Source organism: Pseudomonas chlororaphis subsp. piscium, from assembly GCF_003850345.1.
GTDB classification, from domain to species: Bacteria; Pseudomonadota; Gammaproteobacteria; order Pseudomonadales; family Pseudomonadaceae; genus Aquipseudomonas; species Aquipseudomonas piscium.
In genome coordinates this window covers 3281004-3294171 of sequence record NZ_CP027707.1, presented here as the reverse complement: position 1 = coordinate 3294171, position 13168 = coordinate 3281004, and the positions used below count along the sequence as shown (strand labels likewise).

Below are 13168 nucleotides of genomic sequence, written 5' to 3'. Positions count from 1 at the left end.
CATATTCTTACTTGAGTTTACTGGGTGACCTATGCTCTTACGCACTATCTTCATCGAAAACAAAGAACAGCAAATGCTGACAGCGGCTTTGCTCTGCAGTTTTTCTGTTCCAGAAGCAGGTCGAAACTTTCTCGCCTATAGCCTGAATGAAAGCCTTGATGAAGATAATCTGCGCGTCTATATCGCCTTGTTATTCAGCGAAGGGGGCAACTACTGCCTGGGCGCCCTGGACTCGGACGAGGACGGGCAACTGGCGATTCGCGTGTTCAGCCAGATCCTGCGCGAGGCTGCCACCGGTGAACACCGTGAAAGCGATGTGCCCTACCATCTGCTGGACCTGAACAAGCAACAGTTGCCCGCCGCCGCGGCGGCGGACCATCGTTTGTTGAGCACCAAGAAGGAATGGATCGCCAAGCTGCTGAGTTTCCAGGCTTCGGCTCAATTTGGCTCGGCGATCGAACATTCGCCCACAGCCATAGATGACCAGCAACTCGACGCCGCCCTGGCGCAACTCGACGAACAGGCGGGCGACAGCGCCGAACAAGAACGCCACGAATCCACCGAGACTGCGGGCAGCTCCGAAACCCAAAGCCCCCAGCCAGACGCGCCCGCGGCCGAAATCCGCTACTCCGATGCCGGCCCCCTGGCGATGCCAGCCGAGCAGCAGCCCCCGGCCGAACCCCAGGATGAAGACTGGCCTTTCCCGGGCACCGACCCCGAGCACTTCCTGCAGGATGTCGAGGCAAGCCTGATGGAGTTCTCCAGTATCGCCAACCGGCTCAAGCAACAGAAACAGCAGAGCCAGACGCAACAGCAGACCCTGGATTCCAGAGAGTCTCAATTACAGGAGAAAGAGCGCCTGCTCGAACAAAAGGAAGAGCAGTTACAGCAACTGCAACGGCAACTTGATCAGGATCGGCAAGCCGACAGTGCGATACGCGCGCAACAAGAAGCGCGTCAGGGCGAACTGGATAAACGTGAAGACGCATTGCAGCAAAAAACCAGGGAGTTGGTGGGGCAATTCAAGAAGCTCAACCATGCCAAGGACAACTTCAACAACACTCTGAAAAATCTGAACGAGATCATTCGGCTCAATGAGGATGCCCTGTCCGAATAAACTTGTCCTGGTCGCCAGGCAGACTTTGGTTATTGGCAAGACCGGTAAAGCCTGAAGCCGTTCAATTACAAACTGCCGGACTTTTCCAGCGGGTCGTTATTTAGATAGCGGCCTTTGACTTTCTCGATATAACCGTCACGGCGCATGGTCTCTATGGCCTTCGCAACATGGCTCACGATCTCGGCGCTGCATACTTTGGAGCAGGCGAGGTAAAGCTCATGACTCACCAGGGGCGGGCTCATCAACAGCGGCCGGCTGGAGACGCGCTGCCAGATATAGCGGCTTTCCTGGACCCCGTTGAACCAGGCGTCCACCCTGCCCTTCAACAGCAATTGCGCGGGGTTCTCGCCGATCTTGATGGCATAGATCTGCTCCGGGGCGAAGCCCTTGCTGCGCAGGATTTCTTCCTGGGCACTGCCCAACCCCACGGCGATGGCCTTGAAACGCCGCCGGGCTTCTTCGAAGCTCGTCACTTTATGCTCGAGGCTGAAAAACGCCCGGTCCATCTGCATGATCGGGGCAATCCAGGTGTAGCGATCTTCCCGCTCGGGTGTCCGGCTGAGCGGCGCGATCAGCACGTTGTCCTTCTCGAGGGCGTATTTCTGCGCCCGCGCCCATGGCAGGTTTCTGAGTTCGCTGGCATATCCACTGTTTTTCAGCGCCCGCAAGACAATGTCGCCGACTATGCCGTGACGATCGCCCTGATTGACCATGGTCAGGGGCGGCGCGTCCGGCATCAGCAACTCGAGAGACTCGTGTGCCTCGAGCACAGGAACCCTTCCCAGCAATAGCGGCAGTAACAACAGGCTGAAAAGAGAAACGCCTTTGGCTGGTGTTCTGTCAATCACACAACGAGCCTCTTGTTGGCTTCTATTCGTTATTGAGTGGCCGGTGGTTATTCAACGGTGAATGGTAGAGCAGTGTTATTGCCGGCGCCTTCCCTCCCCCGGATTCTGCCGACAAGAGTGCCGTTTGACTTCAGGCAAGCGATCGGGCGCCGCTACAAGCCCGACGGAGTATACGACGGGAACGCCACGGCCCTGTCAAAGGTCGTATCGGTCGGCGCCCCGAAGGTGTCAAGGCAGCAAGATAGAGCGTCCACGGGTCGGTGATGTGCAAACAGATGCTCCTTAGTTCATGTGGTGTTTGAAAACAATGGCGTCTGCAAAGGTAAAAAACGTCTCTCGGCCAAGTGACTTTTACCCCTGTTGTCAGCGAAAAAAACACCTTGGGGATGCTGTAACAGGGGTTTTATCGGTCAACTAGTGGCGAAGTCTGAACACTGGCTGTCTAGGTGAAAGATAAACGCTCCGTTGGCCTTTTTTTCATGTTCGTTTCACATTTTTCCGCTTAACCTGAATCCATTCATAGGCGCAGGGAGTCAGCCCGGTCATCTGATTGAAACAAAAGCTAACACACTGATCTGGCTTTACTTTTACCCTGCATGGTCTTTACTGCAATCAGGCATGGACGACCACAACGACCTCACTTATGGACGCGCTTCAATGACCGAACCAAAAACGCCTTTTTTGAATACTCCCAGCCGTAACACAGGCGCTTTTTCTCCTTTCGATTGCTGAAAATCCTTTTTCCCCGAGGTCTCAATGAACCAGGCTTTCCTTCCTTTCTCGCGCCCGAGTATTGGCGATGAAGAGATTGCAGCGGTCGAGCAGGTTCTACGTTCTGGCTGGATCACCACCGGACCGAAAAACCAGGAGCTTGAGCAGCAATTCGCCGCGCGGGTCGGTTGCCAGCACGCGGTGGCGCTGTCGTCGGCCACCGGCGGCATGCACATTACCCTGCTGGCGCTGGGCATTGGCCCCGGCGACGAGGTGATCACCCCCTCGCAGACCTGGGTTTCCACGGCCAACATGATCTGCCTGCTGGGGGCGACTCCGGTCTTCGTCGATGTCGATCCGCACACCCTGATGACCGATGCCGCCACCATTGAAGCAGCGATCACGCCACGGACCAAAGCGATTATCCCGGTGCATTACGCCGGCGCCGCCTTCGACCTCGATCCGCTCTACGCCCTGGCCGACAAACACGGCATCGCGGTGATCGAGGATGCCGCCCACGCCGCCGGCACCACCTATCGCGGCCGGCCCATTGGCGCCCGGGGCACAGCGATCTTTTCCTTCCATGCGATCAAGAACATGACCTGCGCCGAAGGCGCGATGTTCGTCAGCGATGACGAGGCCCTGGCCAATCGGGTACGCATGCTCAAGTTCCATGGCCTGGGGGTCGATGCCTATGACCGCCTGACCCACGGACGCAAGCCCCAGGCCGAGGTGATCGAGCCCGGCTTCAAATACAACCTGGCGGATATCAATGCCGCCATCGCCCTGGTCCAGCTACAGCGCCTGGACGCGATCAACCGCCAGCGCGAGATCCTGGCCAACGCCTACCTGGAGCAACTGCGCGACCTGCCGGTGCAACCGCTGCACCTGCCGCAGTATCCGCAGCAACATGCCTGGCACCTGTTCATCCTGCGCATCGACGCCGAGCGTTGCGGCATCGATCGCGACGGCTTCATGAAGGCCCTGCAGGAGCAGAACATCGGCAGCGGCATCCACTTCGTCGCCACTCACTTGCACAGCTATTACCGCCAGCGCTTCCCGGATGTGCGGCTGCCCAACACCGAGTGGAACTCGGCGCGCCTGTGCTCGATTCCGCTGTTCCCCGACATGACCCTCGACGATGTCGAGCGGGTCGTCGGCGCCATCAAAACCTGTCTGGACCGAAACCTTTGAAACCTTATCCAATCCAGTTCGTGTCGATCGTCATTCCGGTCTACAACGAAGAAGAAAGCCTGCCCGAACTGCTGCGGCGCACTGAAGCGGCGTGCCGCCAGCTCAAGCACGATTTCGAGATCGTCCTGGTGGACGACGGCAGCCGCGACGACTCGGCGCAGATCCTCGAGGAAGCCGCCGGCCGCGAAGGCAGCCCGGTGGTGGCGGTGATCCTCAATCGCAACTACGGCCAGCATGCGGCGATCATGGCCGGTTTCGAGCAGTGCCGCGGCGATGTGGTCATCACCCTGGACGCCGACCTGCAGAACCCGCCGGAAGAAATCCCGCGCCTGGTGGCCCAGGCCGAGCTGGGCTACGACGTGGTCGGCACGGTGCGCAACAAACGCCAGGATTCCGCCTGGCGCCGCTGGCCGTCGAAGCTGATCAACCTGGCCGTGAAACGCTCCACCGGCGTGGCCATGAACGACTACGGCTGCATGCTGCGCGCCTACCGCCGCAGCGTGGTCGACGCCATGCTCGCCTGCCGCGAACGCAGCACCTTCATCCCGATCCTGGCCAACAGCTTCGCCCGCCACACCACCGAGGTGCTGGTGAACCACGCCGAGCGTGAACACGGCGATTCCAAGTACAGCCCGATGCGCCTGATCAACCTGATGTTCGACCTGATCACCTGCATGACCACCACGCCGCTGCGCTTGCTGAGCATCATCGGTTTCAGCATGGCCGGCCTCGGCGTGCTGTTCGCCCTGATGCTGATCTTCCTGCGCCTGGTGTTCGGCGCCCAATGGGCCGGCGACGGTATGTTCGTGCTGTTCGCCATCCTGTTCGTGTTCACCGGTGGCCAGTTCATCGGCATGGGCCTCTTGGGCGAATACCTGGGCCGCATGTACAGCGATGTACGCGCCCGCCCACGCTTCTTCATTGAAAAAGTTCTGCGCAGCCAGCCTGCCGCCCCTGCTCCCGCTGTCACGGTTGACGGTCTAACTTCCACTCTCTCCGATCAGGTTTCGCCATGAGTCATAAAGCTGTTGTCTTCGCCTACCACGATATCGGCTGCGCAGGCATCGAAGCCCTGCTCAACGCAGGCTATGAAATCGGCGCGGTCTTCACCCATGCCGACGATCCGAAGGAAAACACCTTCTACGGCTCCGTGGCCCAGTTGTGCTCGCTCAAGGGCATCCCGGTGCATGCCCCGGAAGACGCCAACCACCCGCTGTGGGTCGAGCGCATCGCCAAGCTCAACCCCGACTACATCTTCTCCTTCTACTATCGCAACCTGCTGAGCGAAGCGCTGCTGGCCACCGCCAGCAAGGGTGCGTTCAACCTGCACGGTTCGCTGCTGCCGAACTACCGTGGCCGCGCACCAGCCAACTGGGTGCTGGTCAATGGCGAAAGCGAAACCGGCGTGACCCTGCACCGCATGGTCAAGCGTGCCGACGCCGGGGCGATCATTGCCCAGCAGCGGGTGGCCATCGAGCGCAGCGATACCGCGCTGAGCCTGCACGGCAAGCTGCGCGATGCCGCCGCCAGCCTGCTGCGCGACACCCTGCCCGCCCTGGCGCAAGGCAAGGTCAGCGAAACCGCCCAGGACGAATCCAAGGCCAGCTACTTCGGTCGCCGTACCGCGGCCGACGGCAAACTGCTGTGGAACAAGCCGGCCGAGCAACTGTTCAACCTGGTGCGTGCCGTGACCAAGCCTTACCCGGGCGCGTTCTGCGCCGTGGGCGAGCACAAGCTGATCGTCTGGAGCGCCGAGGTGGTCAAGGGCAATGAAGGCCAGGCCCCGGGCCGGGTGATCAGCACCAATCCGCTGCGCATCGCCTGCGGCCAGGACTCGCTGCTGATCAACGCCGGCCAGCGCAACGACAACGGCCTGTACCTGAGCGGCCCGCAACTGGCCAACGAACTGGGCCTGGTGGATGGTTCGCTGCTGCGCGGCGCCGAATCCGGCCGTGCCCCGCGGCGCACCCGGGTGCTGATCCTCGGCGTCAACGGCTTTATCGGCAACCACCTGTCCGAGCGCCTGCTGCGTGACGACAAGTACGAGGTCTACGGCCTGGATATCGGCTCCGACGCCATCGAGCGCCTGCGCGACCATCCGCACTTCCACTTCGTCGAAGGCGACATCAGCATTCACTCCGAGTGGATCGAGTACCACATCAAGAAGTGCGACGTGGTCCTGCCGCTGGTGGCCATCGCCACCCCGATCGAATACACCCGCAACCCGCTGCGCGTGTTCGAGCTGGACTTCGAAGAGAACCTCAAGCTGGTTCGCTACTGCGTCAAATACAACAAGCGCGTGATCTTCCCGTCGACCTCCGAAGTCTATGGCATGTGCCAAGACCGGAACTTCGACGAAGACAGCTCCAACCTGATCGTCGGCCCGATCAACAAGCAGCGCTGGATCTACTCGGTGTCCAAGCAGTTGCTGGACCGGGTGATCTGGGCCTACGGCAGCAAAGGCCTGAACTTCACCCTGTTCCGTCCGTTCAACTGGATGGGCCCGCGCCTGGACCGCCTGGATTCGGCGCGTATCGGCAGCTCCCGGGCCATCACCCAGCTGATCCTCAACCTGGTGGAAGGCACGCCGATCCGCCTGTTCGACGGCGGCGAGCAGAAGCGCTGCTTCACCGACATCGCCGACGGCATCGAGGCCCTGGCGCGCATCGTCGACAACGACAATGACGCCTGCAACGGCCAGATCATCAACATCGGCAACCCGGACAACGAAGCCAGCATCCGCCAGTTGGGCGAAGAGCTGCTGCGTCAGTTCGAAGCCCACCCGCTGCGTGGCAACTTCCCGCCATTCGCCGGTTTCCGCGACGTCGAGAGCAAGTCGTTCTACGGTGCCGGTTACCAGGACGTGGAACACCGCAAGCCGAGCATCGCCAACGCCAAGCGCCTGCTGAACTGGGAGCCGACCGTCGAGATGAAGGAAACCATCGGCAACACGCTGGACTTCTTCCTGCGCGAAGCCATGCTCGAAATCGCGGACAAGCGTTGATGCAGGCAGGTCTGCGAATCGATGTCGATACCTATCGCGGCACCCGTGAGGGGGTGCCGCGGTTGCTGGAACTGCTCGATGAAGCCGGGATCAAGGCCACCTTCTTCTTCAGCGTCGGCCCGGACAACATGGGGCGCCACCTGTGGCGCCTGATCCGTCCGCAATTTCTGTGGAAGATGCTGCGCTCCAACGCCGCCAGCCTTTATGGCTGGGACATCCTGCTGGCGGGTACCGCCTGGCCGGGCAAGCCGATCGGCCGCGACCTCGGGCACCTGATGCGCCGGGCCCGGGACGCCGGTCATGAAGTCGGCCTGCATGCCTGGGATCACCACGGCTGGCAGGCCAATGCCGGGCGCTGGAACCAGGCGCAGTTGATCGAGCAGATCCGCCAGGGCGTCGACACCCTCAATGACATTCTCGGCCAGCACGTCGACTGCTCGGCGGCCGCCGGCTGGCGCGCCGACGAGTCGGTGATCGAGGCCAAGCAGGGCTTCGGCTTTCGCTACAACAGCGATTGCCGCGGTACCTCGATCTTCCAGCCACGGCTGGCGGATGGCGGCCTGGGCGCCCCGCAGATTCCGGTCGACCTGCCGACCTTCGACGAAGTAGTCGGGCCGACCGTTGCGGCTCATGACTTCAACACATTCATCCTGGACCGGTTCAGCCCTGACAGGCTCAACGTCTACACCATTCACGCCGAGGTCGAAGGGATTCTGATGGCCAACGATTTTCGTCAGCTACTGGCGCAAGCCCGCCAGCGCGACATTCATTTCACTGCCCTGGGCAACCTGTTGCCCGCCTCCTTGCAGAGCCTGCCCCAGGGGCAGGTCATTCGTGGCGCCCTCGAAGGCCGCGAAGGCTGGCTGGGGGTGCAAGGCGCATGACCAGACGCTGGGCCCTGCCTCTTTTACTGATTGCCTTCGGCCTGTTCTTCCTGCTGCCGATGGCCACCCACGGTTTGTGGATTCCCGATGAAACCCGCTATGCGCAGATCAGCCAGGAAATGCTCCTGACCGGTAACTGGGCATCGCCGCATTTCATGGGCATCCGTTATTTCGAGAAGCCGGCCGCCGGCTACTGGATGATCGCCCTCGGCCAGGCGGTGTTCGGCCAGAACCTGTTCGGCGTGCGGGTGGCTTCGGCCCTGAGCATGGGCCTCAGCGTGCTGCTGGCCTACCTGATGGCCAGCCGGTTGTGGAACGACCCGCGCAAGAGCCTGGTCTGCGCCCTGCTGTACATGAGTTTCTGCGTGGTGGTCGGCACCGGTGGTTATGCCAACCTCGACCCGCAGTTCACCTTCTGGGTCAACCTGAGCCTGGTGGCCCTGTGGTTTGCCCTGGACAACGGCACACCGCGCGGCCGCCTGCTGGCCTGGGCCGGCCTGGGTTTCGCCTGTGGCATGGGCTTCATGACCAAGGGTTTCCTCGCCTGGCTGCTGCCGGTGCTGATCGCCCTGCCCTACATGTTCTGGCAGAAACGCTTGCGCGAACTGTTCATCTACGGCGGCATCGCGGTGCTGGTGGCGATTGTCGTGAGCCTACCGTGGGCCCTGGCGGTGCATGCCCAGGAAGCGGATTACTGGCGCTTCTTCTTCTGGCATGAACACATCCGTCGTTTTGCCGGTGAAGACGCCCAGCACGCCTCGCCATGGTGGTACTACCTGCCATTGCTGGTGGCGTTCAGCATGCCCTGGGTCCTGGTGTTGCCGGGCGCCTTGAAGCAGGCCTGGCAGACCCGGCGCCAGGCAAGCATCGGCTTCCTGCTGCTGTGGCTGATCCTGCCGCTGGCATTCTTGAGTCTGAGCAAGGGCAAGCTGCCGGCCTATATCCTGCCGTGCCTGCTGCCGCTGGCGTTGCTGATGGGCAATAGCCTGAGCGACCGGCTGCACGCCGGGCAAACCCGGATTATCCGCCTCAACGCCGTGCTCAACCTGGTGCTGGGCCTGTTGCTGCTGTTGGCGCTGGTGTATTTCCAGCTGAAGAAGCCGCTGTACAGCAACGAGCCCGGGCATCTGGTGCTGGTGTTCCTGGCCCTGCTTGGCTGGAACATGAGCAACCTGCTGCCGGCCTTCCGCCCGCTGCAACTGTGGGCCGCGCCGGCGCTCGGCAGCTGGCTGCTCATCGCCCTGCTGCCCGCTGGCCTGCCGAACTCGGTGGTCTACAACAAGATGCCGGATCAACTCATCATCGATCACGCCGAGGAACTCGCCCGGAGCCATACCCTGGTGAGCAACGACCTGGGCGCCGCCTCGGCGCTGGCCTGGCGCCTCAAGCGCCCGGATATCGCCTTGTACAACACGACAGGCGAAGTGAAATATGGCCTGGCCTATCCTGACACCCAGTATCGCTATATCGACCTGCGCAAGGTCGGCGAATGGCTGCCCGAGGCACGCAAGCAAGGCCAGGTGGGCGTGGTGATGCGCGTCAGTGCCGACGAACACTACGAAATCGATCTGCTGCCGCAGGATTTCAAACGTTATGACCAGGGCAATCTCGTGATCCTGATCTTCCCTCAGAGCCAACCATGAGCCTGTTGCTGCTGCTCGTCGCCTGCCTGCTGACCTGCCTGGGCCAGATCGCGCAGAAGTTCGCCGTGGAAAGCTGGCGTGGCCAGCCTTCGGGCGCGCTCGACAAACTGCGCTCGCCCTGGCTGTGGCTGGCCCTGGCCAGCCTCGGCCTGGGCTTGCTGGTGTGGCTGCTGGTACTGCAGCGGGTCGAGGTCGGCATTGCCTACCCGATGCTCAGCCTGAACTTCGTGCTGATCACCCTGATCGCCCGCTTCGTCTTCCATGAAACCATCGACCGCCGCCACTGGCTGGGCGTGGCGCTGGTGCTCGGTGGCGTACTGCTGTTGAGTCGCCACGCATGAACCGGGCTCTGGGCTTCACCTTCGCCATGGGCAGCGTGCTGCTGGTCAGCGCCGCGCAGTTGGGCATGCGCTGGAGCATGACCCGCCTGCCGGCGCCGGCGGACTGGCTGGCGGCGCTGTCCACCGGCCAGGTCGACCTGCTGGCGCTGGGCGTGGTGCTGGCGGCGATCCTCGCCTATGTCCTGTCGATGCTCTGCTGGCTGCTGGCCCTGCGCGACCTGCCGCTGGGCCGGGCCTATTCCCTGCTCAGCATCAGCTACGCCCTGGTCTACCTGCTGGCCGCCGCGCTACCGCTGTTCAACGAGCCGTTCAGTCTCTCGAAAACCCTGGGGGTGGCGCTGGTCATCCTCGGCGTCATTACCATCAACTCACGACCTGCTCCCGCGACAAGTCCCAGGAATACCCCATGAAAATCAGCGTATTTGGAAGTGGTTACGTCGGCCTCGTACAGGCCGCCGTGCTGGCCGAAGTCGGCCACGATGTCATCTGCATGGACATTGACGAACACAAGGTCCAGCAGCTGCAACAGGGGCACGTCAGTATCTTCGAGCCCGGACTGTCGAGCCTGGTGCGCGACAACCTGGAAGGCAAACGCCTGAGTTTCACCAGCGATGAAAAGCTCGCGGTGCAACATGGCCAGGTGCTGTTTATTGCGGTCGGCACACCGTCCAGCGAGGACGGCTCGGCCGACCTGCGTTATGTGCTGTCGGTGGGCGACGCCGTGGCCCGGCACCGCGAGAAGCCGGTGATCCTGGTGGAGAAATCCACGGTACCGGTGGGCACTGGCGACACCTTGAAAGCGCACATCGAAAAGGCCCTGGACGGGCGCGCCCTGACGTTCGATATCGTCTCCAATCCGGAATTCCTCAAGGAAGGCTCGGCGGTTTCCGACTGCCGCCGTCCGGACCGGATCATCGTCGGTTGCGAGCGCGAAGAAGTCCGCGACGTGATGCGCGACCTCTACGCACCGTTCAACCGCAACCATGACCGCATCATGTTCATGGACCTGCGCAGCGCCGAGCTGACCAAGTACGCCGCCAACTGCATGCTGGCGACCAAGATCAGCTTCATCAACCAGATCGCCGAGCTGGCCGAACACCTGGGGGCCGACATCGAGTCAGTACGCCTGGGCATTGGCGCCGACTCGCGCATCGGCTACCACTTCATCTATCCGGGCTGCGGTTATGGCGGCTCGTGTTTCCCCAAGGACATGCGCGCGTTGATCCACAGCGCCGAGCAGGCCCATTGCTCCAGCGACCTTTTGCAAGCGGTGGAAGCCATCAACGAACGGCAGAAGCACAAGCTGTTCGAGCGCATCAACGCCTTCTACCAGGGCGATCTGAAAGGCAAGACCTTCGCCCTCTGGGGCCTGGCCTTCAAGCCCAACACCGACGACATGCGCGACGCCCCCAGCCGGGTGCTGCTGGAGTCGCTGTGGGCCGCCGGCGCCAATGTGCGCGCCTTCGACCCGGAAGCCATGCAGGAAACCCAGCGCCTGTACCCCGACGAGCCGAAGCTGATGTTGATGGGCACCCCGGAATCGGTGCTCAACGACGCCGACGCGCTGATCATCTGCACCGAATGGCAGCAGTTCAAGGCGCCGGATTTCCATCTGCTGCAACAGCGCCTCAAGGCCCCGGTGATCTTCGACGGACGTAACCTGTACGACGCCGAGCGCCTGGCCCGCAGCGGCTTCACCTACTTCCCGATCGGCCGCGGCGAGTCGCGCCACCTGCCGATTCCTTACCAGCAATGGGCCGGCACACCGGTTGAAGCCTGAATGACCCCGCGCGCCGTCCCCGCCCAGACACTGCACTGGCAAGCGTTGGGGCTGGGGCTGCTGGCACTGCTGCTGTTCTGTGCCGGGGTCTACCAGCAGACGGTGACCGGTTTCGATTCCAGGTTCGTCCTGTTCGCCAAGGAAATGCTGCGCCATGGGCCGGGGTTCTTCCCCACCACCTATGGCCAGCCCTATGCCGACTACAGCAGCGCCTCGACGCTGCTGATCTATCTGTTCTCGCTGCCGTTCGGCCGGGTCGTCAGCCTGAGCGCCTGGCTGCCCACGGCCCTGGCTTCGGCCACCATAGTCAGCCTGATCTATCGACTGGTGGCGCCCTGTTCCAGGACCTGGGCGCTGCTCAGCGTCGCCCTGTTGCTGCTCAGCAATACCTTTATCTGCGAAACCCGCGCCGTGTCCCTGGACCAGATACTCGCCGCCCTGGCGCTGGCGGTGTTTTACCTGGGCTACGCCCATGACCATTTCGCCGCGCCCCGTCGGCTCTGGCTGATCCTGCTCCTGCTGGTGCTGGGGTTCGCCATCCGCGGGCCGATCGGCCTGGTGATCCCCACGGGCATGCTGTGCAGCTATTACCTGCTGGGCGGCCAGTGGCGCCGCCTGTTCGGTTTCGGCTGCGTTGCGCTGCTCCTGCTGCTGGCCTGCGTCGGCCTGCTGCTGTGGCTGGCCCAACTCAGTGGCGGGCCGGCCTTTGTCCAGGAGGTGATCCGCATGCAGTTCATGGGGCGCATGGACGGCAGCGAAGGCAGCAGCGGCTGGTCCTATTACTTCAGCAGTTCCCTGGGCAACTACGCCCTGGCCTACCCCCTGGCGATCCTGGCGTGGATCGGCGTGCTGCTGGCCCGGCGCGACGAACCGGACCCGGCGCTGAAGCTGTTGCGCCTGTGCACCGCCGCGGGGCTGCTGGTGATGATCGGCCTGTCGATTCCCCAGGCCAAGAAAGCCCGCTACCTGCTGCCGATGCTGCCCATGGCGGCGATTGTCGCGGCCTACCCGTTCCAGGCGCGCCAGGGGCGCTTCCTGGCCTGGCTGCGGATCGCGATCCAAGGCATATGGCTATTGCTGCCGGGGCTGTTGATCGGCGGGTTGCTGGTGCTGCAACGCAAGTTCCCCGAGCAACTGCCGGACCTGAGCGCGATGCTGGCGCTCCTCGGCCTGCTGCAAATGGCCGCGCTGCTGATGCTGGCCCGGCCGCACTCGCGTGCCGTCGGCCTGGCCTATACCGCGGTGCTGGCGGTCTGGGCCGCCTACATCGGGGTGTTCGAACCCGTCGAACGCCAGCTTTACGACACCCGCGACTTCAGCCTCGCGGCGCAAAGATTGATACAGAACGACCCGGCGCCGCTGGTGTTGCACGCCATGGGCAAGGACGCCAAGGCCATCAAGTTCATGGTCAACCTCGACCAGGACCTGCAGCCGCTGTTCACCGAGCGCCCCGAGGCTCTTGCGGCCATACCAGGCCCGGCCTGGGTGATCATGGATCAAAGCGACCTGGCGACGCTCAAGGCCACGCCCCTGGCGCGACTGGCCCCGGTGCTCAGCGGGCGCTTCGACAAGAACGACTTCGTCATGCTGCACCTGCCTGCCACTCCCCAACCCTGAAGGTTGCCCCACCGCCCCCTGGCTCCTTA

11 protein-coding genes are annotated in these 13168 nt (G+C 62.6%); 10 read left to right on the top strand and 1 reads right to left on the bottom strand.

What is annotated here, in order from left to right:
- The first annotated feature begins 73 nt into the window (after positions 1–73).
- Positions 74–1117, top strand: a complete 1044-nt coding sequence (locus C4K38_RS15285) for a hypothetical protein (protein ID WP_231998542.1) — start codon at positions 74–76, stop codon at positions 1115–1117.
- A gap of 65 nt (positions 1118–1182) precedes the next feature.
- Here the strand turns inward: C4K38_RS15285 and C4K38_RS15280 are convergent, their stop codons facing one another.
- On the bottom strand, positions 1183–1965 hold the full coding sequence (locus tag C4K38_RS15280) for a substrate-binding periplasmic protein (protein ID WP_053279101.1): 783 nt from the start codon (positions 1963–1965) through the stop codon (positions 1183–1185).
- Between the two features lie 756 nt (positions 1966–2721).
- On the opposite strand from C4K38_RS15280, the gene arnB reads away from it, so the two are divergent.
- Genes arnB through C4K38_RS15235 form a run of 9 tightly spaced genes read left to right on the top strand, consistent with a single transcriptional unit; the run spans position 2722 to position 13139 of the window.
- A complete protein-coding gene (gene arnB / locus C4K38_RS15275) occupies positions 2722–3870 on the top strand; it encodes a UDP-4-amino-4-deoxy-L-arabinose aminotransferase (protein WP_053279100.1) in 1149 nt (382 codons plus the stop codon).
- A complete protein-coding gene (gene arnC, locus C4K38_RS15270; RefSeq protein ID WP_053279099.1) occupies positions 3867–4886 on the top strand; it encodes an undecaprenyl-phosphate 4-deoxy-4-formamido-L-arabinose transferase in 1020 nt (339 codons plus the stop codon). The genes arnB and arnC overlap by 4 nt, the downstream gene beginning before the upstream one ends.
- The gene (arnA, locus tag C4K38_RS15265) at positions 4883–6874 is read left to right on the top strand and encodes a bifunctional UDP-4-amino-4-deoxy-L-arabinose formyltransferase/UDP-glucuronic acid oxidase ArnA (protein WP_053279098.1); all 1992 of its coding nucleotides are present in this window, start codon (positions 4883–4885) and stop codon (positions 6872–6874) included. Before arnC ends, arnA begins: the two co-directional genes overlap by 4 nt.
- Complete coding sequence (arnD, locus tag C4K38_RS15260) at positions 6874–7758, top strand: 4-deoxy-4-formamido-L-arabinose-phosphoundecaprenol deformylase (RefSeq protein WP_053279097.1); 885 nt, start codon at positions 6874–6876, stop codon at positions 7756–7758. The genes arnA and arnD overlap by 1 nt, the downstream gene beginning before the upstream one ends.
- Positions 7755–9401 carry a lipid IV(A) 4-amino-4-deoxy-L-arabinosyltransferase gene (gene arnT / locus C4K38_RS15255; protein WP_053279096.1) on the top strand — a complete coding sequence of 549 codons (1647 nt, stop codon included), beginning with the start codon at positions 7755–7757 and terminating at the stop codon, positions 9399–9401. The genes arnD and arnT overlap by 4 nt, the downstream gene beginning before the upstream one ends.
- A complete protein-coding gene (gene arnE, locus C4K38_RS15250; RefSeq protein WP_053279095.1) occupies positions 9398–9742 on the top strand; it encodes a 4-amino-4-deoxy-L-arabinose-phosphoundecaprenol flippase subunit ArnE in 345 nt (114 codons plus the stop codon). Before arnT ends, arnE begins: the two co-directional genes overlap by 4 nt.
- Positions 9739–10152 carry a 4-amino-4-deoxy-L-arabinose-phosphoundecaprenol flippase subunit ArnF gene (gene arnF / locus C4K38_RS15245; protein WP_053279094.1) on the top strand — a complete coding sequence of 138 codons (414 nt, stop codon included), beginning with the start codon at positions 9739–9741 and terminating at the stop codon, positions 10150–10152. Before arnE ends, arnF begins: the two co-directional genes overlap by 4 nt.
- Positions 10149–11522 carry a UDP-glucose dehydrogenase family protein gene (locus tag C4K38_RS15240; protein WP_053279093.1) on the top strand — a complete coding sequence of 458 codons (1374 nt, stop codon included), beginning with the start codon at positions 10149–10151 and terminating at the stop codon, positions 11520–11522. Before arnF ends, C4K38_RS15240 begins: the two co-directional genes overlap by 4 nt.
- Positions 11523–13139, top strand: a complete 1617-nt coding sequence (locus tag C4K38_RS15235) for a phospholipid carrier-dependent glycosyltransferase (RefSeq protein ID WP_053279092.1) — start codon at positions 11523–11525, stop codon at positions 13137–13139.
- Positions 13140–13168: the final 29 nt, after the last annotated feature.

Excerpts from the sequence above, each read along its gene's own strand:
- C4K38_RS15285 (WP_231998542.1), top strand. The coding sequence starts at position 74 with ATGCTGACAGCGGCTTTGCTCTGCAGTTTTTCTGTTCCAGAAGCAGGT.
- arnB (WP_053279100.1), top strand. The coding sequence starts at position 2,722 with ATGAACCAGGCTTTCCTTCCTTTCTCGCGCCCGAGTATTGGCGATGAA.
- arnA (WP_053279098.1), top strand. The coding sequence starts at position 4,883 with ATGAGTCATAAAGCTGTTGTCTTCGCCTACCACGATATCGGCTGCGCA.
- arnD (WP_053279097.1), top strand. The coding sequence starts at position 6,874 with ATGCAGGCAGGTCTGCGAATCGATGTCGATACCTATCGCGGCACCCGT.
- arnT (WP_053279096.1), top strand. The coding sequence starts at position 7,755 with ATGACCAGACGCTGGGCCCTGCCTCTTTTACTGATTGCCTTCGGCCTG.
- arnE (WP_053279095.1), top strand. The coding sequence starts at position 9,398 with ATGAGCCTGTTGCTGCTGCTCGTCGCCTGCCTGCTGACCTGCCTGGGC.
- arnF (WP_053279094.1), top strand. The coding sequence starts at position 9,739 with ATGAACCGGGCTCTGGGCTTCACCTTCGCCATGGGCAGCGTGCTGCTG.
- C4K38_RS15240 (WP_053279093.1), top strand. The coding sequence starts at position 10,149 with ATGAAAATCAGCGTATTTGGAAGTGGTTACGTCGGCCTCGTACAGGCC.
- C4K38_RS15235 (WP_053279092.1), top strand. The coding sequence starts at position 11,523 with ATGACCCCGCGCGCCGTCCCCGCCCAGACACTGCACTGGCAAGCGTTG.